The organism is Bacillus sp. GbtcB14 (assembly GCF_019091205.1).
Classification (GTDB): Bacteria; Bacillota; Bacilli; order Bacillales; family Bacillaceae_G; genus Bacillus_A; species Bacillus_A cereus_AG.
Genome location: NZ_JAGXJT010000001.1, coordinates 518,918 through 540,547 on the forward strand (window position 1 = coordinate 518,918; position 21,630 = coordinate 540,547).

Genomic DNA, 21,630 nt, shown 5'->3' on the forward strand with positions numbered 1-21,630 from the left:
ATGATGATTAAAGTAGAGTCTATTACTAAACTAGAAAATGGTTCCATTGTAACGCCAAAAGGCTTTTCGGCGATCGGTACTGCAAATGGTTTGAAAAAAGAAAAAAAGGATTTAGGTGTAATCATTTGTGAAGTGCCAGCATCATGCGCTGCCGTTTATACAACGAATCAAATACAAGCAGCCCCGCTACTTGTAACGAAAGACAGTATAACTGCTGAGGGGAAATTACAAGCTATTATCGTCAATAGCGGAAATGCAAATGCTTGCACAGGAATGAAAGGATTACAAGATGCTTACGAGATGCGTGCATTAGGGGCGGAACATTTTGGAGTGAAAGAAAATTACGTTGCAGTAGCTTCAACAGGTGTAATTGGTGTTCAGCTGCCGATGGATATAATCCGAAAGGGAGTTACAACTCTTATCCCGGCGAAGGAAGTAAGTGAAGCGCGTTCTTTTTCTGAAGCGATTTTAACGACGGATCTTATAACGAAAGAAACTTGCTATGAGATGATTATTGATGGGAAGAAAGTGACGATTGCTGGTGTTGCGAAAGGTTCAGGGATGATTCATCCGAATATGGCAACGATGCTGAGTTTTATTACGACAGACGCTCATATAGAACATGACGTATTGCAAACAGCATTATCACAAATAACGAATCATACATTTAATCAAATTACGGTAGATGGGGATACTTCTACGAATGATATGGTCATCGTTATGGCAAGTGGATTATCAGAAACGAAACCAATCAATATGGAACATACGGATTGGGAAACTTTCGCATTTGCTTTACAGAAGGTATGTGAAGATTTAGCAAAAAAAATTGCACTAGATGGTGAAGGTGCTACGAAGTTAATAGAAGTAAATGTGCTAGGAGCTCGAACGAATGAAGAGGCAAAGAAAATTGCAAAGCAAATAGTCGGTTCGAGTCTTGTGAAAACAGCAATACATGGTGAAGACTCAAATTGGGGGCGAATTATTAGCAGTATTGGACAAAGTGAAGTTGCGATTAATCCGAATACAATTGATATTACTCTTCAATCTATCGCTGTGTTAAAAAATAGTGAACCTCAAATGTTTTCTGAAGAGGAAATGAAAAAGAAGTTAAAAGAACATGAAATTATGATTGATGTGTATTTACATCTAGGAGAAGAGAAGGGATCAGCTTGGGGCTGTGACTTAAGTTATGAATATGTGAAAATAAACGCTTGTTATCGTACATAAGGAGAGGGAAGATGAGCGATTATATTGTAGTGAAATGCGGCGGTAGTATGTTGGATCAATTAAATGATGTGTTTTTTGATTGTATAAAGAAATTGCAACAGAAGTATAAAGTAGTGATTGTTCATGGTGGCGGCCGAGAAATTGATGCTAAATTAAAAGATTGTAACATCAAAGTAGAAAAAAGAGATGGTTTACGAGTGACAACAAAAGAAGTTATGGATGTTGTTCAAATGGTGCTATGCGGAAGTACAAATAAAAAGTTTGTAATGAATTTACAAAAGCATAATTTACTTGCGGTAGGGCTTTCCGGGTGTGATGGTAATTTACTTCAAGTTCAACCTGTTGGCGCAGAGATAGGATATGTAGGAGAGGTAAGTTATGTAAAAACAGCCTTACTAAAAGGTTTAATAAATATGAATTATATTCCTGTTATTGCTCCGGTTGGGATCAATGATAATGAGATTTATAACATAAATGCGGATACCGCTGCAGCTGGAATTGCGGCCGCATTATCCGCAAAAGAACTCATTTTTATTACAGATGTAGATGGCATATTAAATGAAGGGAAATTAGTAAAGAAAACGGACGAATTTGAGATTGTTACTTTTATAGAAACAGGTGTTATTACAGGTGGGATGATTCCGAAAGTACAGGCGGCACTAGCATCATTAAAAATGGGAGTGCAAAAGATAACTATTGTGAATGGTACAAAAGATTTTACTGAGGTTACAGGAGAGTGTATTGGAACGACGGTAACGAAAGGCGTGAGTATTGCATGACAAGCCATCTTTTTCAAACGTATGGCAGAAGAACTATTGAGTTTGTAAAGGGAACTGGAACGAAAGTTATTGATAATAACGGTAAGCAATATTTAGACTTCACATCAGGAATTGGCGTATGTAATTTAGGACATTGTCACCCTACTGTTCTCAAAGGTGTACAAGAGCAACTTGATGATATATGGCATATATCTAACCTGTTTACAAATAGCTTACAAGAAGAAGTTGCGTCATTATTAACAGAAAATAGAGCATTAGATTATGTGTTTTTCTGTAATAGCGGGGCAGAGGCAAATGAAGCAGCTTTGAAGTTAGCACGTAAGCATACTGGAAAATCTCTCGTCGTAACATGCCAGCAGTCTTTTCACGGTAGAACATTTGGAACGATGAGTGCAACGGGCCAAGATAAGGTAAAAGAAGGATTTGGTCCATTACTTCCATCTTTTTTACATATCCCTTTTAACAATATTAAAGCATTAGAGGAAGTAATGAATGAAGAAGTTGCGGCGGTAATGGTAGAAGTAGTTCAAGGAGAGGGAGGAGTCATACCTGCTGATCTATCTTTTTTGAAAGAGATTGAAACATTATGTAATAAGTTCGGTTCCTTATTTATTATAGACGAAGTACAAACGGGGATAGGAAGAACTGGAACACTATTCGCTTATGAACAAGTGGGAATAGAGCCTGATATCGTTACCGTTGCAAAGGCACTTGGGAATGGCATTCCTGTCGGAGCGATGATTGGCCGGAAAGAGCTCGGAACGTCGTTTACTGCAGGATCACACGGTTCAACTTTTGGCGGGAATTACATCGCGATGGCTGCAGCGAAAGAAGTATTGCAAGTAAGTAAAAGACCATCGTTTTTAAAAGAAGTACAAGAAAAGGGCGAGTACGTATTACAGAAGTTGCAAGAGGAATTACAACATGTCGAATGTATTCAAAATATACGTGGTAAGGGGCTTATGGTTGGGATTGAGTGTAAGCATGAAGTTGCAAGTTTTATAGAACAACTAGAGAAAGAAGGACTTCTCGTATTACAAGCAGGGCCTAATGTTATAAGACTATTACCGCCACTCATTGTCACGAATGAAGAGTTAGAACAGGCAGTATATATAATAAAAAAAGTAGTTTGTACAAAAAACGTATCAATCATATAAGGGGGAAATTTCATGTCAACTGTACAAGTACCAAAATTAAATACGAAAGATCTTTTAACTTTAGAAGAACTGACGCAAGAAGAAATTATTTCATTAATTGAGTTCGCTATATATTTAAAAAAGAATAAGCAGGAGCCTTTATTACAAGGGAAAATATTAGGGCTTATTTTTGATAAACATTCAACTCGTACTCGCGTTTCTTTTGAAGCAGGAATGGTACAACTCGGGGGACATGGTATGTTTTTAAGTGGGAAAGAGATGCAAATGGGGAGAGGGGAAACCGTTTCAGATACTGCGAAAGTATTATCGCATTATATTGACGGGATCATGATACGTACATTCTCACACGCGGATGTAGAAGAGCTTGCAAAAGAATCGAGTATTCCTGTTATTAACGGTTTAACGGATGATCATCATCCTTGTCAAGCATTGGCAGACCTAATGACGATATATGAAGAAACAAATACATTTAAAGGAATAAAATTGGCTTACGTAGGTGACGGAAATAATGTATGTCATTCATTGTTGTTAGCGAGTGCGAAAGTCGGAATGCATATGACTGTTGCAACGCCTGTAGGGTATGAACCGAATGAAGAGATTGTAAAAAAAGCGTTAGCGATTGCCAAGGAAACAGGAGCTGAAATTGAAGTTTTGCATGATCCTGAATTAGCAGTGAGTGAAGCAGATTTCATTTATACTGACGTTTGGATGAGTATGGGGCAAGAGGGAGAAGAAGAGAAATATACTTTATTTCAACCTTACCAAATCAATAAAGAACTTGTTATGCATGCGAAGCAAACATATCGTTTCTTACACTGTTTACCTGCCCATCGTGAAGAAGAAGTAACGGGAGGAATTATAGATGGACCACAGTCTATCGTATTTGAGCAAGCTGGTAATCGATTGCACGCGCAAAAAGCATTATTAGTAAGTTTATTTAAAAATGTAGAAGAACTTTCCTAAATGATGTGCACCTCCAATTGTTAGGTACGAATAACAATTGGAGGTGTGCTTTTTTATATTGAAATGTCGTATGTATATTTGGTTAATCATCTCTATATCATTTATAATAAAAAGAGTAAACTACATTTGTTTTTCATATCATGTAAGGACATACTAGATAGAAAAAATATAGTTAAAGAGATGATGAATTTGAAAACACCTAAGAAAACATATTCGTTTTTCAAGCGGATGTGGAGAATATTAAAGTTTCAATATTATAAGTTGCTTCGATCACCAGAAGGAGCAAAGAAAGTATCGTTAGGTTTTGCAATTGGATTTGGTTTAGAGATGCTGGTCATATATACGGCATCGCTCGTATATGTAATATTTTATCCGATCGTTCGATTAGCCAAGGGATCTTTTCCTGCTGCGGTTATTGGCAATATTATTGGGAAAATATCGTTTTTACCGGTATTTTTATTTCCAGTTGCTTATGCGTTAGGGAAAATGATTTATCCATTTCATGTAGAAAAAATACATCATGAACCATTTACGATATCTGACTTGTTTTCAAGCCATATTTTCACAATGTTAAAGAGCTTATTGCAGAGTGAAGTGTATGTATTGATTGGTATGACGATAATAGGAGTTGTGTTTGGGGTAATTTCATATTTCGTTGTGCATTATTTATATGAAAAGAACCGTAAGTTACGTTTGAAGAACAGAAAGAAACGAGTGAGAGAACCACTTGTACAAATATAAAGAATGGCACATTCATTTTCTCCTTTGAATATGTTTAAGAAAAAGGGGGAGAGAATGAATGTATTATTATTACGTACCTCAAGTATACCCATATGTAAATTATTATCCGGTAAATGATATGAGGCAGCAATTTGGAGTGTATCAGCAGCAACAATTTCAGCAAATACCACAAATACCACCACAACAATCTACGCAAGAACAAAAACCATATTTAACGACATGGCCGTATTCAAATGTATACTATGGTAATTATTACGAATCATAAAGCTGCTTCTATTTAGAAGCAGCTTTATGCGTTTGTTTTCAAAATTAAATTTTGAATGGTTTGAAGAGAGTGAATGAGCTTTTCACGTTCTTCCTCAGATAATGTTTGGAAATTTTCTTTTAATTTGTCTAAAATGAATTGTTGATACTGATTTACTAACAATTTCCCTTCAGATGTTAGGGAAATTAAAATGACCCGTCGATCTTTTTCGCTATAATGACGCTCTATTAGTTCTTCTTGAATTAGTTTGTTTAATAGAGGTGTCATGTTAGGCCGTGAAATCGCTAACCGCTTGCCAATTTCGGAAACTGCTAATGTGCCATTTTCGTGCAGAAGCAGCAATACTTGTGTATGTGATGGCGGCATATGTCTTTGAGAAGAAAATTCTCCAGGAAGCATAAATTTGCGATAAAAAAGAGGCACTAGCGAAAGAAGATGATCAACAATACGTTCCCACTCGCGTGATTCCATATAAAGGCCCCCTTCCACACTATCATTGTAACAAAAAAGACATGTTATAAAAATAGAATTGTTTCATGGGAACTTTAATATTTGTAGGCCAACACTTTTTTTGTAAATGAATCGGCAATAATCGTATAGCCTTTATCATTTGGGTGTACTTGGTCAAAGAGTAATTCTTTTTTATCATTCGATATTAATTTACGAATTGGTAAAACGATAGATGGCTGATTCGCTTTTGAAATGGAATAAACGGATTCATTCCAGCCATCTAAAAACATATCTGCATAACTGGCGATGGAGTCATCGAGTTGTAATGGGTTATAGAGCTCTGAGAGAATGAGTAAAGCGTCCGGGTTTTGATCGCGAACTGTCTTTACAATAGTTTTTATATCCGCTTCAAAATGAGCTTTTTCTTTATTTAACATTTTAATACCGTCTATAACACCGACATCACGATTTAAGCGAAATAAATTATTTCCTCCAATATTAATCGTAATGATATTTGCTGCTCTAATTTTCTGTTGAACATCTTCTGATTGAACTTTTTTAGCGAGACGATCTGTTGTAAGACCGTTTATCCCGAGATTTTCTACGGTAATTGGTTTATGAATTTGTGCTTCTATTTGTCTAGAAGCTAATTCAGCAAATCCCCCTTGTGTCGATCCATATCCTTTGGCGAGTGAATCACCTAGTACGAGATGATAAAAGGAATCACTTGGTTGCTTATCAATCCAACTTGGAGTAGATGTTTTTTCTGTTTTTTCTTCGGGTTCATTTTGTTTTGTCTCATCGTTCTTTTCAAAATAAGAATAAGAAATGATTAGAAGGAGGAGACAAACAATTGTTAAGATGACTTTTTTCATAAATTAATCCTCCTTGTAATTGGTAATTGTATCATATTCAGCAGTATTAACAATGTAAGGGCATAATATATATTTATGAAAAATCCACAATAACTTTACAGAAAATTTGTAGAAGTATGTCAAAAAATATTGACGATATGAAAGTACATTATATATGATAATGTCAGATAAGGTGAAATTTTAATGAGTAGGGCTTTATTTTCTGCTAATTAAAGTTTCAACAATCAAGCGTTTAAGGGGACTACTCATTAGCGCAGGATGAAATGGAAATCTTGTCTCTAATAGAAGAAAAAAAGGTATGTGGTTAGAGACAAATAGAGATTCTTTTCATTATTTTGGGTAATTGTATAAGGGGGATTTTTTGTGAAAAAGTCAAAAAAAATGCTAGCTGGAGCAACTCTTGCTATTGGTGTAATAGCACCACAAGTGTTGCCAACAACAGCTCATGCGGATGAGAACAATGGGGAGAGTACGGTTAACTTACGAATTCTAGAAACATCAGATATTCACGTTAACTTAATGAATTACGATTATTATCAAACGAAAACAGATAATAAAGTAGGTCTCGTGCAAACTGCAACACTTGTTAATAAAGCACGTGAAGAAGCGAAGAACTCTGTCCTATTTGATGATGGGGATGCATTACAAGGGACACCGCTTGGAGATTATGTAGCGAATAAAATAAATGATCCGAAGAAGCCTGTGGATCCTAGTTATACACATCCATTATATCGTTTAATGAATTTAATGAAGTATGACGTCATCTCTCTTGGGAATCATGAATTTAACTATGGTTTAGACTATTTAAACAAAGTAATTAGTAAAACAGAGTTCCCGGTTATTAACTCGAACGTCTATAAAGATGATAAAGATAATAATGAAGAGAACGACCAAAACTACTTTAAACCATATCATGTTTTTGAAAAAGAAGTAGAAGATGAATCAGGTCAAAAACAAAAAGTGAAAATTGGCGTAATGGGATTTGTTCCACCTCAAGTTATGAACTGGGATAAAGCGAATTTAGAAGGAAAAGTGAAAGCAAAAGATATAGTTGAAACAGCGAAGAAAATGGTGCCAAAAATGAAAGCAGAAGGTGCAGATGTCATCGTTGCACTAGCGCACTCCGGTGTTGATAAGAGTGGATACAACGTTGGCATGGAAAACGCGTCGTATTATTTAACAGAGGTTTCTGGTGTAGATGCAGTATTAATGGGGCATTCACATACTGAAGTGAAGGATGTATTTAATGGAGTTCCAGTTGTAATGCCTGGTGTCTTTGGAAGTAACTTAGGTATTATTGATATGCAGTTGAAAAAGGTAAACGGAAAATGGGAAATACAAAAAGAGCAATCGAAGCCGCAACTTCGTCCGATCGCTGATAGTAAAGGGAATCCATTAGTACAATCCGATCAAAAATTAGTTAATGAAATTAAAGATGATCATCAAGCGACAATTGATTATGTGAATACAGCTGTAGGAAAAACGACAGCGCCAATTAATAGTTATTTCTCATTAGTACAAGATGATCCTTCTGTACAACTTGTGACAAATGCACAAAAATGGTATGTAGAAAAGTTGTTTGCTGAAAATGGACAGTATAGCAAATATAAAGGAATTCCAGTTTTATCTGCGGGCGCACCATTTAAAGCGGGGGGCCGAAACGGTGCTACATATTATACGGATATTCCAGCTGGAACGTTAGCAATTAAAAACGTGGCAGATTTATATGTATATCCAAATACGTTATATGCTGTAAAAGTAAATGGGGCACAAGTGAAAGAATGGCTTGAAATGTCTGCAGGTCAGTTTAATCAAATCGATCCACAGAAAACGGAAGAACAGCCGTTAGTAAATATAGGCTATCCTACATATAACTTTGATATTTTAGATGGCTTAAAATACGAAATTGATGTAACACAACCGGCGAAATACGATAAAGATGGAAAAGTTGTAAATGCAAATACGAATCGTATTATAAATATGACGTATGAAGGGAAGCAAGTAGCTGATAATCAAGAGTTCATCGTCGCTACAAATAACTATCGTGGAAGTAGCCAAACGTTCCCGGGTGTAAGTAAAGGGGAAGTTGTATATCAATCACAAGATGAAACACGTCAAATCATTGTGAAGTATATGCAAGAAACACCAGTTATTGATCCAGCAGCAGATAAAAATTGGACGTTTAAACCGATTGTTGCAGATAAATTAAATACAACATTCGATTCTTCACCAAATGCACAAAAGTATATAAAGAAAGATGGGAAAATATCATATGTTGGACCATCGGAAAATGAATTTGCTAAATATGCAATTGATATAACGAAGAAGAACGAGGGTGATAAGGAAACGGGTGGAGAGAATCCAACAACACCACCAACAGGTGAAGGAAATAATGGAGGAAATCCAACGACACCACCAACAGGTGAAGGAAACAATGGAGGAAATCCAACGACACCGCCAACAGATGAAGGAAACAATGGAGGAAATCCAACGACACCACCAACAGATGAAGGTAATAATGCAGGATCTGGACAAACTACAACGGATAATCAAAACGCAAAAGAAACGACAACTGTAACTGAAAATAAAGAAGAACGTGATTTACCGAAAACAGGTACAAGTGTTTTTTCTACAATTGGAGCAGGTTTGGCGTTTGTTGGAGCGGGGTTCCTTCTGTTATTTAGAAGAAAGAAAGCAAATAGATAGTCGAGAAATATAAAAAGGATTACCGATTCAGGTAATCCTTTTTAGTATATTATGAAATTGTTACTGCTTTTTCTTTCTTCCATGAAAGGCCAAATCCAGTGAAACCAACAATAATTGTTAAGATTGGGCAAGCTAAACAGAAAATTGCGAATGGAAGGTAATCAAATGTCGGGACGCCAAGGACGTTTGATAAGAATACACCACTTACTCCCCATGGTACGAGCGGGTTAATAACTGTACCTGCATCTTCTAATACGCGTGATAAATTACGACGTTCCAAACCGACTTCATCGTATTTATTAGCAAATGCTTGTCCTGTTAAAACGATGGATAAGTATTGCTCACCAAGTAAGAAGTTTACACCAATTGCCGTTGACGCAGTAGAAATAATTAAGCGTGTGCTATTTTTTACAAAGCTAGAGATGATGTTCATCAGCTGCGTGATAATACCCATTCCTTGTAATAAACCTCCCATACAAAGAGCTAGGAAAATAAGGGCAATCGACATCATCATACTTTGTAGACCACCGCGAGATAGTAAGCTATCAATGTCTTTTATACCAGTTTTAGAAACGTAACCGTCTTGCATAATTTTCATTAAATCAGCTAAAGACGTGCTAGGTTTAAAAATAAAGAGAATAATAATTCCTACCACAATTCCTGCAAGCAATGTTGGAACTGCTGGAACTTTTTTAAATGCAAATAGGAACAGTAATAAAATTGGAATAAGTGTTACGATAGAAATCGTTGTATTTTTTTCTAATGTGCTAATAAAGTTTGTGAAGTCAACGTCTCCACTAGTACCGCCTCCTAAAATGAAAAATGCGATAAAAGCAATAATGAAGGCTGGAACTGTTGTCCAAAGCATGTTACGAATATGCTCAAATAAATCTACACCTGTTACAGCAGGAGCTAAGTTTGTCGTATCAGATAAAGGAGACATTTTATCTCCAAAGAATGCACCAGAAATAATTGCACCAGCGATTAGAGCCGGATCGTATCCGAGAGCACTACCCATGCCCATAAAGGCAAGTCCTACAGTTGCGGCAGTTGTAAAGGCACTACCGATACTTGTTCCAACAATTGCACAAACAACAAAAACAGTTGGAACGAAAATTTTTGGAGATACAAGCTGGAAGCCGTATACCATTAAAGTTGGAATTGTTCCAGCAGCAATCCAAACACTAATTAATACGCCTACAAGCAAGAAAATAAAAATAGATGGAATACCAGCTGAAATACTACTGATCATCCCTTTTTCCATAGTAGACCAAGAGATTTTTTTCATAAATCCAAATGCTAATAAAAGGACGATACCAAATAAAATTGGGATGTGTGGTGAAACTTCTAATTGAATAACACTAAAGCCAATACAGAAAAAGATAAATAATGTTAAAAGAACAGATTCGATTTTTGAAACCATTGTTTTCCCCTCCTAAATAATTTAAAATAGCTCTTTTTTATATAAAATTCGCCAATATTGTTTATTTCCTTCTAAAATTTAGAATTTTGTGACAAATTACCGGTAATTGTTGGTCTTTCAATATGATACGGAAATGATTGGATAAAAAAACGTCCCTGCATATAATTATGCAGGGACGAAGAAATCGCGGTACCACCCTAGCTTGTGAAAGGAATGTATCACAAAATAAAGGGTCGTATGATATGCGCTAATAAAATAAAAACGCCCCTGCAATATATGCAGGGACGAAAAAATCGCGGTACCACCCTAAATTGTGAAACAGTGTCGTTTCACCACTCTTTAGATATAACGGTCTATAACCGTCTTTCACTACTCCTTACGTTTCGCAAAAGAAGCTCCAGGGGGTAATTCATAATTCGCTCTGTACTGGTTCGCACCGACCACCAGCTCTCTGAAATCAGAAATCGAAATACTACTAAATCCTATCAATGCCGATTCATATGATGTTAGTTAAATTTTTATCACATTTTCATCTTATATGTCAATAAAAATATTCAATATTTTTTTAGGGAAATAAAGGTTAAATGTTTTTAATGTTCTAAATTTGTACGTTATAATGAATTTGAAAGGGGAGGAAAGAGTGAAGAAAAAAATAATTCTTTTTACCACCTTACTAGTCATTGGCGGAAGTGCTGGAATTTACACAGCTTTTGCAGCTGAATCCGAGCAGGCGAAACAAAAGCAAATACAGCAGTCAGAAGTGAAGAAAGTGAAAGAAGCTGAAGAGAAGAAGTCGATGGAAAAAGCAGCTGAGAAACTAGGAGTTTCTATTGAAGGGAAAACGAAAGAAGAGGTTACGAAAGAAGTAAATACCGCAAGATTTGAGAAGCGCCATGATCTATTAATTGAACATGCAAAACAACTTGGAATTGATACAGAAGGAAAAAAAGATGAAGAGATTATTTTAGAAATCGGAAAAATACAACATGGAAAGTAGAACAACTTATCGTATGATAAGTTGTTCTTTTTTAAGAACTATTTGATTTAAAAATAATTGACAGTCATTTAGATTTAATGTTAACTATATTTATAAACTAGTTAACATTAGGGGTGACAATTGTGACTTTTAGTAGAAATACGACTGAAAAACCGTCTTATACATATGAAGAGTTATCGGAAAAAAATAAAGCCTATGTATGGCATCCATTTACACAAATGAAGGATTATTTAGAAGAAGATCCTGTCATTATTGAACGCGGAGAGGGAAGAAAGTTATACGATGTAAATGGAAATGAATATTGGGACGGTGTTTCGTCTATTTGGTTAAATGTTCATGGGCATCAAGTACCAGAATTAGATGAGGCAATTGGTGAGCAATTAAATAAAATTGCCCATTCTACTATGCTAGGGCTTGCTAACGTTCCATCTATTTTATTAGCAGAAAAAATAATTGAAGTTGTACCAGAAGGTTTGAAGAAAGTATTCTATTCAGATTCTGGTTCTAGCGCCGTTGAAATTGCAATTAAGATGGCCTTTCAATATTGGCAGCATAAGGGAAAACCGAAGAAACAAAGATTTGTTACATTAAAAGAAGCGTATCATGGTGATACAATTGGAGCTGTTTCAGTAGGAGCAATAGACTTGTTTCACCAAGTGTATAGTTCACTTTTATTTGAAGCAATTAAAATGCCTTATCCATATACATATCGTTCTCCTTATGGAAATAATAAGGAGGAAATTGTAAAAAAACATTTAGAAGAAATGGAAGAGCTGCTGAAAGACAAACATGAAGAAATTGCGGCGATTATTGTAGAACCTTTAATGCAAGGTGCTGGCGGTATGATTACAATGCCAAAAGGATACTTAAGAGGGCTACGTAATTTATGTACAAAATATAACGTTTTATTTATTACAGATGAGGTAGCGACTGGATTTGGGCGTACCGGAAAAATGTTTGCATGTGAACATGAAAATGTAACGCCGGACATTTTAACAGCCGGAAAAGGTTTAACAGGTGGATATTTACCCGTTGCAATCACCGTAACGACAGATGAAATTTATAATGCCTTTTTAGGCGACTATAAAGAACAAAAAACGTTTTTCCACGGTCATAGTTATACAGGGAATCCGTTAGGGTGTGCGGTAGCCATCGCGAATCTAGAGCTATACGAGAAAACAAATTTAATAGAAGAAGTGGCACGTAAAACAGAATATGTGGCGACGCAATTAGAATCGCTCTTTGCATATAAACATGTAGGGGATATTCGTCAGTGCGGGTTAATGGTCGGAATTGAACTTGTGAAGAATAAGGAAACGAAAGAAGCGTTTGAATGGACAGAGAGAGTCGGTGTTCAAGTATGTAAACGCTCAAGAGAGCTAGGCATGATCTTGCGACCGCTCGGTAATACGATTGTATTTATGCCTCCTCTTGCTTCTACAATGGATGAGATTGATGATATGTTACGTATTTTGTATAAAGCAATCTCGGATGTTACGGAGGGAGAATAATGAACGGTTTTTTTGTAACAGCAACGGATACTGAAGTGGGGAAAACTGTAGTTGCCGGTGCATTAGCGGGTGTATTTAGAGAATTGGGATATAACATAGGGGTATATAAACCGTTGCAAAGTGGACATGTTGCATCAAATCCAGAGGGAGATGCAGCAAGGTTAAAAGCATTATCGGGTGTACCGACAAAAGAAGATGAAATTTGTCCTTATTCTATTGAAGAGCCTCTTGCTCCGAGGCTTGCCATGAAAAGAGCTGGAAGAGTAGTACATGTAAAGGACATTATGGGTCACTATAATGAACAATTGAAAGAGTTTAATAGCCTATTTGTAGAAGGAGCAGGTGGACTGGCTGTTCCATATACAGAAGACGCTTTAGTAATTGATTTCGCAAAAGAATTACAGCTTCCTCTTATTATAGTCGCACGCCCTACATTAGGAACTGTAAATCATACAGTTTTAACGATTGCTTATGCGAAGGCACATGGCTTAACAGTAGCAGGTGTAATTTTATCCGGCTGCAAAGAATGTGAAATGGAAAGAGTACAAGAAAATAAAGAAATGATTGAAGAGTTAAGTGGGGTACCGGTTTTAGGTTTATTACCATTCTTTGAAGGTGAGTTTACAAAAGAAGAAGTCTTGGAATCTGCAAAAGAGTATATAATGATTTCAAAATTAGAGGAGTTCATCCGAAATGAATCAAACGTGGCGCACACATCTTCAATCTAAATTGCAACAATTAAATGAACAAGGGCAGTATCGCAATTTGTATGTCACAGAACAAGCTGAAGAGACATGGCTTATTCGAGATGAAAAAAGGATGCTAAATTTAGCTTCAAATAATTATCTAGGGTTAGCTGGAGATGAGAGATTAAAAGAAGCTGCTATAGCATGCACAAGAAAATATGGAACTGGGGCGACAGCATCGAGGCTCGTTGTAGGAAATTATTCACTGTATGAAGAGACTGAGAGAAGTATATGCGATTGGAAAGGCACCGAAAAAGCCTTAGTTGTAAATAGTGGATATACCGCAAATGTTGGAGTGATTTCTTCATTAGCCTGTCGTCACGATATTGTGTTTAGTGACAAATTAAATCATGCAAGCATCGTTGATGGAATTATATTAAGCGGAGCAGAGCATAAAAGATATCGGCATAATGATTTGGAGCATTTAGAGAAGCTGTTGAAAACAGCATCTCCTGAAAAGCGGAAATTAATTGTAACTGATACTGTTTTTAGTATGGATGGTGATACTGCGTATTTGAGGGAGTTAGTGCAACTAAAAGAGAAATACGGGGCAATCATTATAGTTGATGAAGCGCATGCGAGTGGAATATATGGAATCGGCGGAGCTGGATTATCTCATATAGAAAAAAATCTTGCTCAAAAAATTGATATACATATGGGGACGTTTAGCAAGGCTTTAGGGTGTTATGGTGCGTATTTGACAGGTGATGCAATTTATATTGAGTATTTACAAAATATGATGAGAAGCTTTATTTTTACTACTGCTTTACCACCAGGGACTTTAGGAGCGGTACAAAAAGCAATTGAGATTGTGAAAGAAGATAATGAAAGAAGAGAGAGACTTATAGAGAATGGAGCTTATTTCAGAAACCATTTACGAGAAGCTGGTTTTGATATTGGGAATAGCTCAACTCATATTGTACCGATTGTGGTCGGTTCAAATGAAACAGCTTTACGGTTTAGTAAAAGGTTACAAGAGGCAGGTATTGCAGCTATTGCAATTCGTCCGCCAACTGTACCGATCAATAGTTCTCGAATTCGCTTTGCAGTTACATCGCAACATACAATAGCTGATTTGAAATGGGCTATTGACCAAATTATCCACATTGCGAAAGAAGAGGAGCTTTTCGTATGAAAGAGCTGAAGATTATTTTTATCCCTGGATGGGGAATGGAAGAAAATATTTGGGATTTAGTACTTCCGCATTTTAAAGAATATCCTGTTCAATGCATTGATTGGCGTAACGTGAAAGAACAAAGTGAATTTGCGGGGCGAATAATAGATGTAGCAAAGGATGAAAATGTAATTTTAGTTGGATGGTCACTAGGAGCGTTAGCGGCAGTTCAAGCTCATAAAAAGATTAAGGCGAAAGGTATCGTATTAATTGGTGGCACTGCTAAATTTACAAATACGAGCGACTATACGAGTGGATGGAATGTTTTGCATGTAGAACGGCTGAAAAAGAATGTAGCGAGAAAGAAAGAAAATACGCTCAAGCGGTTTTATGAAAATATGTTTACAAAAAATGAGCTGAAAGAGAATAAAAGGTTTGAAGATATGATAAAACGCTTTAAAGGTGATTCTATTCAGTCTTTGCAATTAGGTTTGGAGTATTTAATAGAAGCAGATATGAGAGAAGAACTGAAAGAAATTAAAGTCCCTATCCTACTTATTCATGGAGAGCAGGATGTAATATGTCCATTGTCTGCAGCGCGTAGTATAGCTGAGAATGAGACTGCCACGCTCAAGGTAGTAAGTGAGGCTGGACACGCATTATGCGTAACGAATTTCGAATATTGCGGAAATGAGATAATTCAATTTGTAGAGGGGATACGACATGATCAACAAAACGTTACTACAAAAACGGTTTAACGTGGCAGCTGTATCCTACGATCAATATGCAAATGTACAAAAAAAGATGGCACATTCATTACTTTCTACATTGAATCGGCGATATAGTGCAAATTCATCGATACGTATTTTAGAACTTGGATGTGGGACAGGATATGTTACAGAGCAATTATCAAACCTATTTCCGAAAGCACATATTACAGCCATTGATTTTGCTGAAAGTATGATTGCGGTTGCGAAAACTAGACAAAATGTGAAAAATGTAATGTTTTACTGTGAGGATATCGAAAGATTACGACTAGAAGAAACATATGATGTCATTATTTCGAATGCCACATTTCAATGGCTAAATGATTTAAAACCAGTGATAAGAAATTTATTTCATCATTTGTCTATAGATGGGATATTACTCTTTTCAACGTTTGGACATGAAACATTTCAAGAATTGCATGCTTCGTTCCAGCGGGCGAAAGAAGAAAAAAATATACAAAATGAAACATCGATTGGACAACGTTTTTATTCGAAAAATCAGTTGCGCCATATATGTGAAATAGAAACAGGAGATGTGCATGTTTCTGAAACATGTTACATAGAGAGATTTACAGAAGTTAGGGAGTTTCTACACTCTATTCGAAAAGTAGGAGCGACTAATAGTAATGAAGAATCCTATTGTCAAAGTCCCTCACTCTTTCGTGCGATGCTTCGCATATACGAAAGAGACTTCACGGAAAATGAAGGGATAATGGCGACGTATCACGCTTTATTTATGCATATAACAAAAGAGGGGAAGAGATGAAATGAAACAAGTACAAACAAAAAGGGATTGGAAAAAACTTGCATATGACGTAGTAGAAGAGAAAATGATTACGAAAGAGGATGCAATAGCGATATTAGAAGCTGATGAGACAGAAGTTTTAGAAATTATGAATGCAGCTTACATCATTCGCCATCATCACTTTGGTAAGAAAGTGAAATTAAATATGATTATTAATACGAAATCTGGATTATGTCCTGAAGATTGCGGATATTGTTCGCAGTCTATTATTTCAGAGGCACCGATTGATAAATATGCATGGCTAACGCAGGAAAAGATTGTAGAAGGAGCACATGAAGCAATTCGCCGTAAAGCGGGTACATACTGTATTGTAGCATCTGGTCGTCGCCCAACGGATAAAGAGGTGAATCACGTAATTGGAGCAGTGAAGGAGATTCGTGAAACGACAGATTTGAAGATTTGTTGTTGTTTAGGTTTCTTAAACGAAGATCAAGCAGGACGTTTAGCAGAAGCGGGTGTACATCGTTATAACCACAACTTAAATACACATGCAAATAATTACGAAAGTATTTGCTCCACTCATACGTATGATGATCGTGTTGATACAGTTCAAAAAGCGAAACAAGCGGGTATTTCACCGTGCTCTGGGGCGATTTTTGGAATGGGGGAGACAATAGAAGAGCGTGCTGAAATTGCATTTGAATTACAACGTATAGATGCAGATTCAATTCCATGTAATTTCCTTGTTGCTGTAAAGGGTACACCGCTTGAAGGACAAAAAGAATTAACACCGGTAGAATGTTTAAAAGTGCTGGCGATGATGCGTTTTGTAAACCCAACGAAAGAAATTCGTATTTCAGGGGGACGTGAAATCAATTTACGTTCTGTACAGCCAATCGGTTTATTTGCAGCAAACTCTATCTTTGTCGGGGATTATTTAACAACAGCTGGGCAAGAGCCGACTGCGGACTGGGGTATGATTGAAGATTTAGGGTTTGAGATTGAAGAATGTGCATTATAAGATAGATAAAAAGCAAACTTGTAAAAGAGTTTGCTTTTTTTGTAAATAAAATGTAATAAATAGCTGTGAACGCTTGATACTATTGCTTTTCAAGCGGAAAAAAGAATTTTGGTGGACGAATTTTCCAACCCACAATTGTACATAGTAAATATGTAATTTATATTGGGTTGGAGGATTTTACATGCACAAATATATATTAGCGATTATGACTTGTCTAATTTTACTAAAAGCAATAAGTGCTGATCCAGTTAAGGCCGCCGAAAATCCTGAACAAAAAGAGATGCAACAACGAATTGAACAACATTTTCGAACGAAAGCTGAACATTTTGGATTGAAAACAGAAGGGAAAGATTTAAAGGAAGTACGAAAAGAAATTACTATTATAGAAGAAGCGAAGAAAAGAGAGAATGTATGGAGAACAGCACAAACGCTTCATATACAAACAGAAGGAAAAACAATGAATGAATTAATAAAAGACGTACGGAAAAAAATAAAAAAGTAAAAAAATAAAAAAGAGGCCGTAGCCTCTTTTTTTATGCCCATTGTTTTGATAAGTGAGCCATTTCAATCGCAGCAACAGCTGATTCATAGCCTTTATTACCAGCTTTCGTGCCCGCGCGTTCAATCGCTTGCTCGATCGTTTCAGTCGTTAATACACCGAAAATAACTGGAATGTCTGTTTGTAGTGATAAAGATGCAACACCTTTTGCTACTTCATTACAAACGTAATCGTAATGTGTTGTAGCACCACGAATTACAGTACCTAACGTAATTACAGCATCATACTTTCCGCTACTAGCCATCTTTTTAGCGATTAAAGGAATTTCGAATGCGCCAGGAACCCAAGCAACATCGATATCAGTTTCTTCTACACCGTGGCGCTTTAATCCATCTAAAGCTCCGCCTAGTAACTTACTTGTAATAAATTCATTAAAACGTCCAACAACAACCCCAACTTTTAATCCTGTACCAACTAAATGACCTTCGAATACCATAATAAATCTCTCCTTTAATTATAAGTTTAATAAATGTCCTAATTTGTTTACTTTCGTTTGTAAATACGTTTTATTCTCTTCTTTTGTTGGCATTTGCAACGGTACGCGCTCCGTAACTTTTAAATCGTAACCTTGTAAGCCAGCAATTTTTCTTGGATTATTCGTTAATAATCGTAAATGTTGTAAACCTAAATCTTTTAATATTTGAGCGCCGATACCGTAATCACGCAAATCAGCAGGGAACCCAAGTTTTTCGTTTGCTTCTACAGTATCGAACCCTTCTTCTTGTAACTTATAAGCGCGAAGCTTATTAAGAAGGCCGATGCCTCGTCCTTCTTGTCTCATATAGAGAAGAACGCCTTTTCCTTCACGCTCAATTTGAGCAAGTGCAGCATGGAGTTGTGGTCCGCAATCACAACGGCATGAGCCAAATACATCTCCTGTTAAGCACTCTGAATGAACGCGTACAAGTACAGGCTCTCCTGTTGAAATATCACCTTTTACGAGTGCGATATGTTCTTTCGTATCTAATGAATTAGAATAGCCAATTGCATGGAAAGTACCAAAATCTGTAGGTAATGTAATTTCTACTTCTCTCGTCACTAATGTTTGATGGTGGCGGCGATAAGCAATTAAATCTTCTATTGTAATCATTTTTATATCAAATTGTTTTGCACACTGTAGTAAATCAGGTACGCGTGCCATCGTACCGTCCTCATTGATAATCTCGCAAATAACTCCAGCTGGTTCTGCTCCGCAAAGCTGTGCTAAATCGACAGCAGCTTCTGTATGACCAGCGCGGCGGAGGACACCTCCTTCTTTCGCAATTAATGGAAAGATATGTCCAGGGCGATTGAAATCAGCACCTTTTGATGCAGGATTTAACAATTCTTGTATCGTAGTTGCACGTTCGTGAGCGCTAATTCCTGTTGTTGTAGAAACGTGATCAATGCTCACCGTAAATGCAGTATGATGCGAATCTGTATTATGAGCTACCATTGGTTCTAACTGTAGACGTTCTGCGTATTCTTCCGTAATCGGTACACAAACGAGGCCACGCCCATGTGTAATCATAAAATTAATCGTTTCCGGCGTAATATACTCTGCTAAAGCGATAAAATCGCCTTCATTTTCACGGTTTTCATCATCACATACGATAACGACTTTTCCTTGTTTTAAATCTTCTAGAGCTTCTTCAATACGATGAAACATCATGCTTCCCCCTTATAGAAATCCGTTTTCTTGTAAAAAGCTTTCGCTCATTGAACCTGTTCGTTTTACAGGTTTAGAAATAAAGCGTTCGATATATTTACCGATCATGTCACACTCGATGTTTACGATGTCACCGGCACTCTTTTCTCCGATAACAGATTCACTTACTGTGTGCGGGATGAGTGAGATTGTGATGGAAGTTTCGTCTATATCAAATATTGTTAAACTCGTTCCATCAACAGCAACGGATCCTTTATGCAAACAATAGCGCAGCAATTCATCAGAAATAGCTATTTTGTAATAGACGGCATTATAGTGCTGTTTTTTGTTTAATATCGTTCCGATGCCATCAATATGTCCTGAAACGAAATGCCCACCGAATCGTCCGTTTGCAGGCATTGCTCGTTCTAAATTTACTTTAGAGTGCGGTTTAAGCATGCGAAGTGATGTTGATTGCATCGTTTCAGGCATTGCGTCCACTGTGAAGGAAGTTGTTGTGAAACTCGTTACAGTTAAGCAAATACCGTTAACCGAGATACTATCACCTAAGTGAACATCTGATAAAATTTTGTTTGCATGAATCGTTAACTTCATCGCTTCTCCGCTTTGTTGCATGTTTGAAACAGTTCCTAATTCTTCTACAATTCCTGTAAACATTCCGTCACCTCACTGCGGGCATTTGCAACGATTTTTATATCATCGCCAATTTGTTTCATCTCTTGAATTTTCAAGGAAAGTGCATCTTGTAATGCTGTGAAACCATTTCCCCCAAATAAAGTAGGGGCATCTTTCCCACCAATTAATATCGGGCTTATATAAGTTATAATTTCATTGAAATACTTTGCTTGTAAGAAGCTTGCGTGAACGGTTTGACCACCTTCAACGAATAGAGAAAGAATTTGTTTTTTTCCAAGAAAGAAAAGGAGGTCCTCAATTTCAATTTGCTTCGTTTTCATTTGGAATATAGCTATATTTTCAGATTCATAAGAAGCTATTTTTTCTTTATTTACATCTTTCCCGACAAAAATCCATGTCGGTGCTAAACCATCTGTTATGACATGAGAAGATGGTGGCGTTCGTAAATGGGTATCTAAAATAACGCGAATAGGATGTTTACCCCCATTAGGAATTCTAGTTGTTAAATGCGGATTATCAGCTATAACTGTATTCACTCCAATGAGAATCGCATCATGTGTATGGCGGTATTGGTGAACATCAGCTCGTGCTGCTTCACCTGTAATCCACTTACTTTCACCAGTGACAGTTGCTGTTTTTCCATCTAAGCTCATCGCTGTTTTTATTGTTACAAATGGACGTTTCGTTTTCATGTAGTGAAAAAAGAAACGATTTAATAAGGTAGATTCTGCTTCAAGAACACCGGTAGTTACTTCAATGCCAGCTTCTTCTAATTTCCTTTTTCCATTACCAGAAACGAGAGGATTGCAATCAAGAGTAGCAATTACAACCCGTTTGACCCCTTTTTTGATGAGCAATTCACAGCAAGGTGGTGTCTTTCCAAAATGACTACACGGTTCAAGTGTTACATAAACGGTAGCTCCTTTTGCTTTTTCACCAGCCATATGAAGAGCATGAACTTCTGCGTGTTCTTCACCAGCACGTAAATGAGCTCCCATACCGACGATGTTTCCGTCCTTTACAACAACAGCACCAACCATAGGATTTGGACTTGTTTGTCCGGATGTCCCTTCGGCTAGCTGCAGGGCAATCCTCATATATTCTTGATCTGTCATTCTCTTCACCTCTCCTGAAAAAATCAAAAAACCCCAAGGATTTTATATCCTTGGGGTTTGGGAGACGTGATTTCTAGAAATATAGTTCGAATACGAAAGTATAGGAAAGAAACCTAACGATGATTGATATTTTGGCATAAGGAAAAAACCTAGCAAAATATCGAATTTTTCAAGCGCTAGTCGTA

General features: G+C 36.7%; 22 protein-coding genes and 1 other annotated feature. Of the genes, 15 read left to right on the forward strand and 7 right to left on the reverse strand.

The window, feature by feature from the left end:
* Positions 1 to 3 precede the first annotated feature (3 nt).
* From argJ to KVT31_RS02835, 6 genes are all read left to right on the forward strand, one after another.
* Complete coding sequence (gene argJ, locus KVT31_RS02810; RefSeq protein ID WP_140392543.1) at positions 4 to 1,227, forward strand: bifunctional glutamate N-acetyltransferase/amino-acid acetyltransferase ArgJ; 1,224 nt, start codon at positions 4 to 6, stop codon at positions 1,225 to 1,227.
* A gap of 11 nt (positions 1,228 to 1,238) precedes the next feature.
* Positions 1,239 to 2,006, forward strand: coding sequence for an acetylglutamate kinase (gene argB, locus KVT31_RS02815; protein ID WP_088097675.1), 768 nt, complete (start codon positions 1,239 to 1,241; stop codon positions 2,004 to 2,006).
* A complete protein-coding gene (argD, locus tag KVT31_RS02820; protein ID WP_088097674.1) occupies positions 2,003 to 3,163 on the forward strand; it encodes an acetylornithine transaminase in 1,161 nt (386 codons plus the stop codon). Before argB ends, argD begins: the two co-directional genes overlap by 4 nt.
* A gap of 12 nt (positions 3,164 to 3,175) precedes the next feature.
* Entirely contained in the window at positions 3,176 to 4,126 is a 951-nt protein-coding gene (argF, locus tag KVT31_RS02825; protein ID WP_088097673.1) for an ornithine carbamoyltransferase, read from the forward strand.
* 180 nt (positions 4,127 to 4,306) lie between these two features.
* Positions 4,307 to 4,867, forward strand: coding sequence for a DUF2062 domain-containing protein (locus KVT31_RS02830; RefSeq protein WP_088098189.1), 561 nt, complete (start codon positions 4,307 to 4,309; stop codon positions 4,865 to 4,867).
* 58 nt (positions 4,868 to 4,925) lie between these two features.
* Positions 4,926 to 5,132 (forward strand): hypothetical protein, encoded by a 207-nt coding sequence (locus KVT31_RS02835; protein ID WP_088097672.1) that lies wholly within the window; start codon positions 4,926 to 4,928, stop codon positions 5,130 to 5,132.
* Positions 5,133 to 5,156: 24 nt separating this feature from the next.
* Here KVT31_RS02835 and KVT31_RS02840 read toward each other — a convergent pair whose 3' ends face one another.
* Both KVT31_RS02840 and KVT31_RS02845 read right to left on the reverse strand, forming a co-directional pair.
* Positions 5,157 to 5,603, reverse strand: coding sequence for a MarR family winged helix-turn-helix transcriptional regulator (locus KVT31_RS02840; RefSeq protein WP_060632191.1), 447 nt, complete (start codon positions 5,601 to 5,603; stop codon positions 5,157 to 5,159).
* A 74-nt stretch (positions 5,604 to 5,677) separates the two neighbouring features.
* On the reverse strand, positions 5,678 to 6,457 hold the full coding sequence (locus tag KVT31_RS02845) for a GDSL-type esterase/lipase family protein (RefSeq protein ID WP_088097671.1): 780 nt from the start codon (positions 6,455 to 6,457) through the stop codon (positions 5,678 to 5,680).
* A 363-nt stretch (positions 6,458 to 6,820) separates the two neighbouring features.
* Here KVT31_RS02845 and cpdB point away from each other — a divergent pair, with 363 nt between their 5' ends.
* Complete coding sequence (cpdB, locus tag KVT31_RS02850) at positions 6,821 to 9,163, forward strand: bifunctional 2',3'-cyclic-nucleotide 2'-phosphodiesterase/3'-nucleotidase (RefSeq protein WP_217613513.1); 2,343 nt, start codon at positions 6,821 to 6,823, stop codon at positions 9,161 to 9,163.
* A gap of 49 nt (positions 9,164 to 9,212) precedes the next feature.
* Here cpdB and nhaC read toward each other — a convergent pair whose 3' ends face one another.
* Entirely contained in the window at positions 9,213 to 10,586 is a 1,374-nt protein-coding gene (gene nhaC / locus KVT31_RS02855; RefSeq protein WP_088097670.1) for a Na+/H+ antiporter NhaC, read from the reverse strand.
* A gap of 277 nt (positions 10,587 to 10,863) precedes the next feature.
* Positions 10,864 to 11,084 (reverse strand) — a binding site (T-box leader).
* Positions 11,085 to 11,226: 142 nt separating this feature from the next.
* On the opposite strand from nhaC, the gene KVT31_RS02860 reads away from it, so the two are divergent.
* The 8 genes from KVT31_RS02860 (at position 11,227) to KVT31_RS02895 (ending at position 17,989) form a co-directional block, all read left to right on the forward strand.
* Positions 11,227 to 11,583 (forward strand): hypothetical protein, encoded by a 357-nt coding sequence (locus tag KVT31_RS02860; protein ID WP_140392542.1) that lies wholly within the window; start codon positions 11,227 to 11,229, stop codon positions 11,581 to 11,583.
* Between the two features lie 122 nt (positions 11,584 to 11,705).
* Positions 11,706 to 13,094 (forward strand): adenosylmethionine--8-amino-7-oxononanoate transaminase, encoded by a 1,389-nt coding sequence (gene bioA, locus KVT31_RS02865; RefSeq protein WP_088097667.1) that lies wholly within the window; start codon positions 11,706 to 11,708, stop codon positions 13,092 to 13,094.
* Positions 13,094 to 13,822 (forward strand): ATP-dependent dethiobiotin synthetase BioD, encoded by a 729-nt coding sequence (bioD, locus tag KVT31_RS02870; RefSeq protein WP_088097666.1) that lies wholly within the window; start codon positions 13,094 to 13,096, stop codon positions 13,820 to 13,822. The genes bioA and bioD overlap by 1 nt, the downstream gene beginning before the upstream one ends.
* Complete coding sequence (gene bioF, locus KVT31_RS02875; protein ID WP_088097665.1) at positions 13,788 to 14,975, forward strand: 8-amino-7-oxononanoate synthase; 1,188 nt, start codon at positions 13,788 to 13,790, stop codon at positions 14,973 to 14,975. Before bioD ends, bioF begins: the two co-directional genes overlap by 35 nt.
* On the forward strand, positions 14,972 to 15,712 hold the full coding sequence (locus tag KVT31_RS02880) for an alpha/beta fold hydrolase (protein WP_088097664.1): 741 nt from the start codon (positions 14,972 to 14,974) through the stop codon (positions 15,710 to 15,712). Before bioF ends, KVT31_RS02880 begins: the two co-directional genes overlap by 4 nt.
* Positions 15,678 to 16,487 carry a malonyl-ACP O-methyltransferase BioC gene (gene bioC, locus KVT31_RS02885; protein WP_088097663.1) on the forward strand — a complete coding sequence of 270 codons (810 nt, stop codon included), beginning with the start codon at positions 15,678 to 15,680 and terminating at the stop codon, positions 16,485 to 16,487. The genes KVT31_RS02880 and bioC overlap by 35 nt, the downstream gene beginning before the upstream one ends.
* Before the next feature lies 1 nt (position 16,488).
* Positions 16,489 to 17,487: a biotin synthase gene (bioB, locus tag KVT31_RS02890; RefSeq protein WP_000815865.1), complete on the forward strand. Its 999-nt coding sequence runs from the start codon at positions 16,489 to 16,491 to the stop codon at positions 17,485 to 17,487.
* Between the two features lie 181 nt (positions 17,488 to 17,668).
* Positions 17,669 to 17,989 (forward strand): hypothetical protein, encoded by a 321-nt coding sequence (locus KVT31_RS02895; RefSeq protein WP_088097662.1) that lies wholly within the window; start codon positions 17,669 to 17,671, stop codon positions 17,987 to 17,989.
* Between the two features lie 31 nt (positions 17,990 to 18,020).
* Here the strand turns inward: KVT31_RS02895 and ribH are convergent, their stop codons facing one another.
* Genes ribH through ribD form a run of 4 tightly spaced genes read right to left on the reverse strand, consistent with a single transcriptional unit; the run spans position 18,021 to position 21,445 of the window.
* Complete coding sequence (gene ribH / locus KVT31_RS02900) at positions 18,021 to 18,482, reverse strand: 6,7-dimethyl-8-ribityllumazine synthase (protein WP_000230901.1); 462 nt, start codon at positions 18,480 to 18,482, stop codon at positions 18,021 to 18,023.
* 18 nt (positions 18,483 to 18,500) lie between these two features.
* On the reverse strand, positions 18,501 to 19,694 hold the full coding sequence (gene ribBA, locus KVT31_RS02905) for a bifunctional 3,4-dihydroxy-2-butanone 4-phosphate synthase/GTP cyclohydrolase II (protein ID WP_088097661.1): 1,194 nt from the start codon (positions 19,692 to 19,694) through the stop codon (positions 18,501 to 18,503).
* A 12-nt stretch (positions 19,695 to 19,706) separates the two neighbouring features.
* On the reverse strand, positions 19,707 to 20,351 hold the full coding sequence (ribE, locus tag KVT31_RS02910) for a riboflavin synthase (RefSeq protein ID WP_088097660.1): 645 nt from the start codon (positions 20,349 to 20,351) through the stop codon (positions 19,707 to 19,709).
* Complete coding sequence (gene ribD / locus KVT31_RS02915; RefSeq protein WP_088097659.1) at positions 20,333 to 21,445, reverse strand: bifunctional diaminohydroxyphosphoribosylaminopyrimidine deaminase/5-amino-6-(5-phosphoribosylamino)uracil reductase RibD; 1,113 nt, start codon at positions 21,443 to 21,445, stop codon at positions 20,333 to 20,335. The genes ribE and ribD overlap by 19 nt, the downstream gene beginning before the upstream one ends.
* Between the last annotated feature and the right edge of the window lie 185 nt (positions 21,446 to 21,630).

Excerpts from the sequence above, each read along its gene's own strand:
- argJ (WP_140392543.1), top strand. The coding sequence starts at position 4 with ATGATTAAAGTAGAGTCTATTACTAAACTAGAAAATGGTTCCATTGTA.
- argB (WP_088097675.1), top strand. The coding sequence starts at position 1,239 with ATGAGCGATTATATTGTAGTGAAATGCGGCGGTAGTATGTTGGATCAA.
- argD (WP_088097674.1), top strand. The coding sequence starts at position 2,003 with ATGACAAGCCATCTTTTTCAAACGTATGGCAGAAGAACTATTGAGTTT.
- argF (WP_088097673.1), top strand. The coding sequence starts at position 3,176 with ATGTCAACTGTACAAGTACCAAAATTAAATACGAAAGATCTTTTAACT.
- KVT31_RS02830 (WP_088098189.1), top strand. The coding sequence starts at position 4,307 with ATGATGAATTTGAAAACACCTAAGAAAACATATTCGTTTTTCAAGCGG.
- KVT31_RS02835 (WP_088097672.1), top strand. The coding sequence starts at position 4,926 with ATGTATTATTATTACGTACCTCAAGTATACCCATATGTAAATTATTAT.
- KVT31_RS02840 (WP_060632191.1), bottom strand. The coding sequence starts at position 5,603 with ATGGAATCACGCGAGTGGGAACGTATTGTTGATCATCTTCTTTCGCTA.
- KVT31_RS02845 (WP_088097671.1), bottom strand. The coding sequence starts at position 6,457 with ATGAAAAAAGTCATCTTAACAATTGTTTGTCTCCTCCTTCTAATCATT.
- nhaC (WP_088097670.1), bottom strand. The coding sequence starts at position 10,586 with ATGGTTTCAAAAATCGAATCTGTTCTTTTAACATTATTTATCTTTTTC.
- bioD (WP_088097666.1), top strand. The coding sequence starts at position 13,094 with ATGAACGGTTTTTTTGTAACAGCAACGGATACTGAAGTGGGGAAAACT.
- bioF (WP_088097665.1), top strand. The coding sequence starts at position 13,788 with ATGAATCAAACGTGGCGCACACATCTTCAATCTAAATTGCAACAATTA.
- KVT31_RS02880 (WP_088097664.1), top strand. The coding sequence starts at position 14,972 with ATGAAAGAGCTGAAGATTATTTTTATCCCTGGATGGGGAATGGAAGAA.
- bioC (WP_088097663.1), top strand. The coding sequence starts at position 15,678 with ATGATCAACAAAACGTTACTACAAAAACGGTTTAACGTGGCAGCTGTA.
- bioB (WP_000815865.1), top strand. The coding sequence starts at position 16,489 with ATGAAACAAGTACAAACAAAAAGGGATTGGAAAAAACTTGCATATGAC.
- KVT31_RS02895 (WP_088097662.1), top strand. The coding sequence starts at position 17,669 with ATGCACAAATATATATTAGCGATTATGACTTGTCTAATTTTACTAAAA.
- ribH (WP_000230901.1), bottom strand. The coding sequence starts at position 18,482 with ATGGTATTCGAAGGTCATTTAGTTGGTACAGGATTAAAAGTTGGGGTT.
- ribBA (WP_088097661.1), bottom strand. The coding sequence starts at position 19,694 with ATGTTTCATCGTATTGAAGAAGCTCTAGAAGATTTAAAACAAGGAAAA.
- ribE (WP_088097660.1), bottom strand. The coding sequence starts at position 20,351 with ATGTTTACAGGAATTGTAGAAGAATTAGGAACTGTTTCAAACATGCAA.
- ribD (WP_088097659.1), bottom strand. The coding sequence starts at position 21,445 with ATGACAGATCAAGAATATATGAGGATTGCCCTGCAGCTAGCCGAAGGG.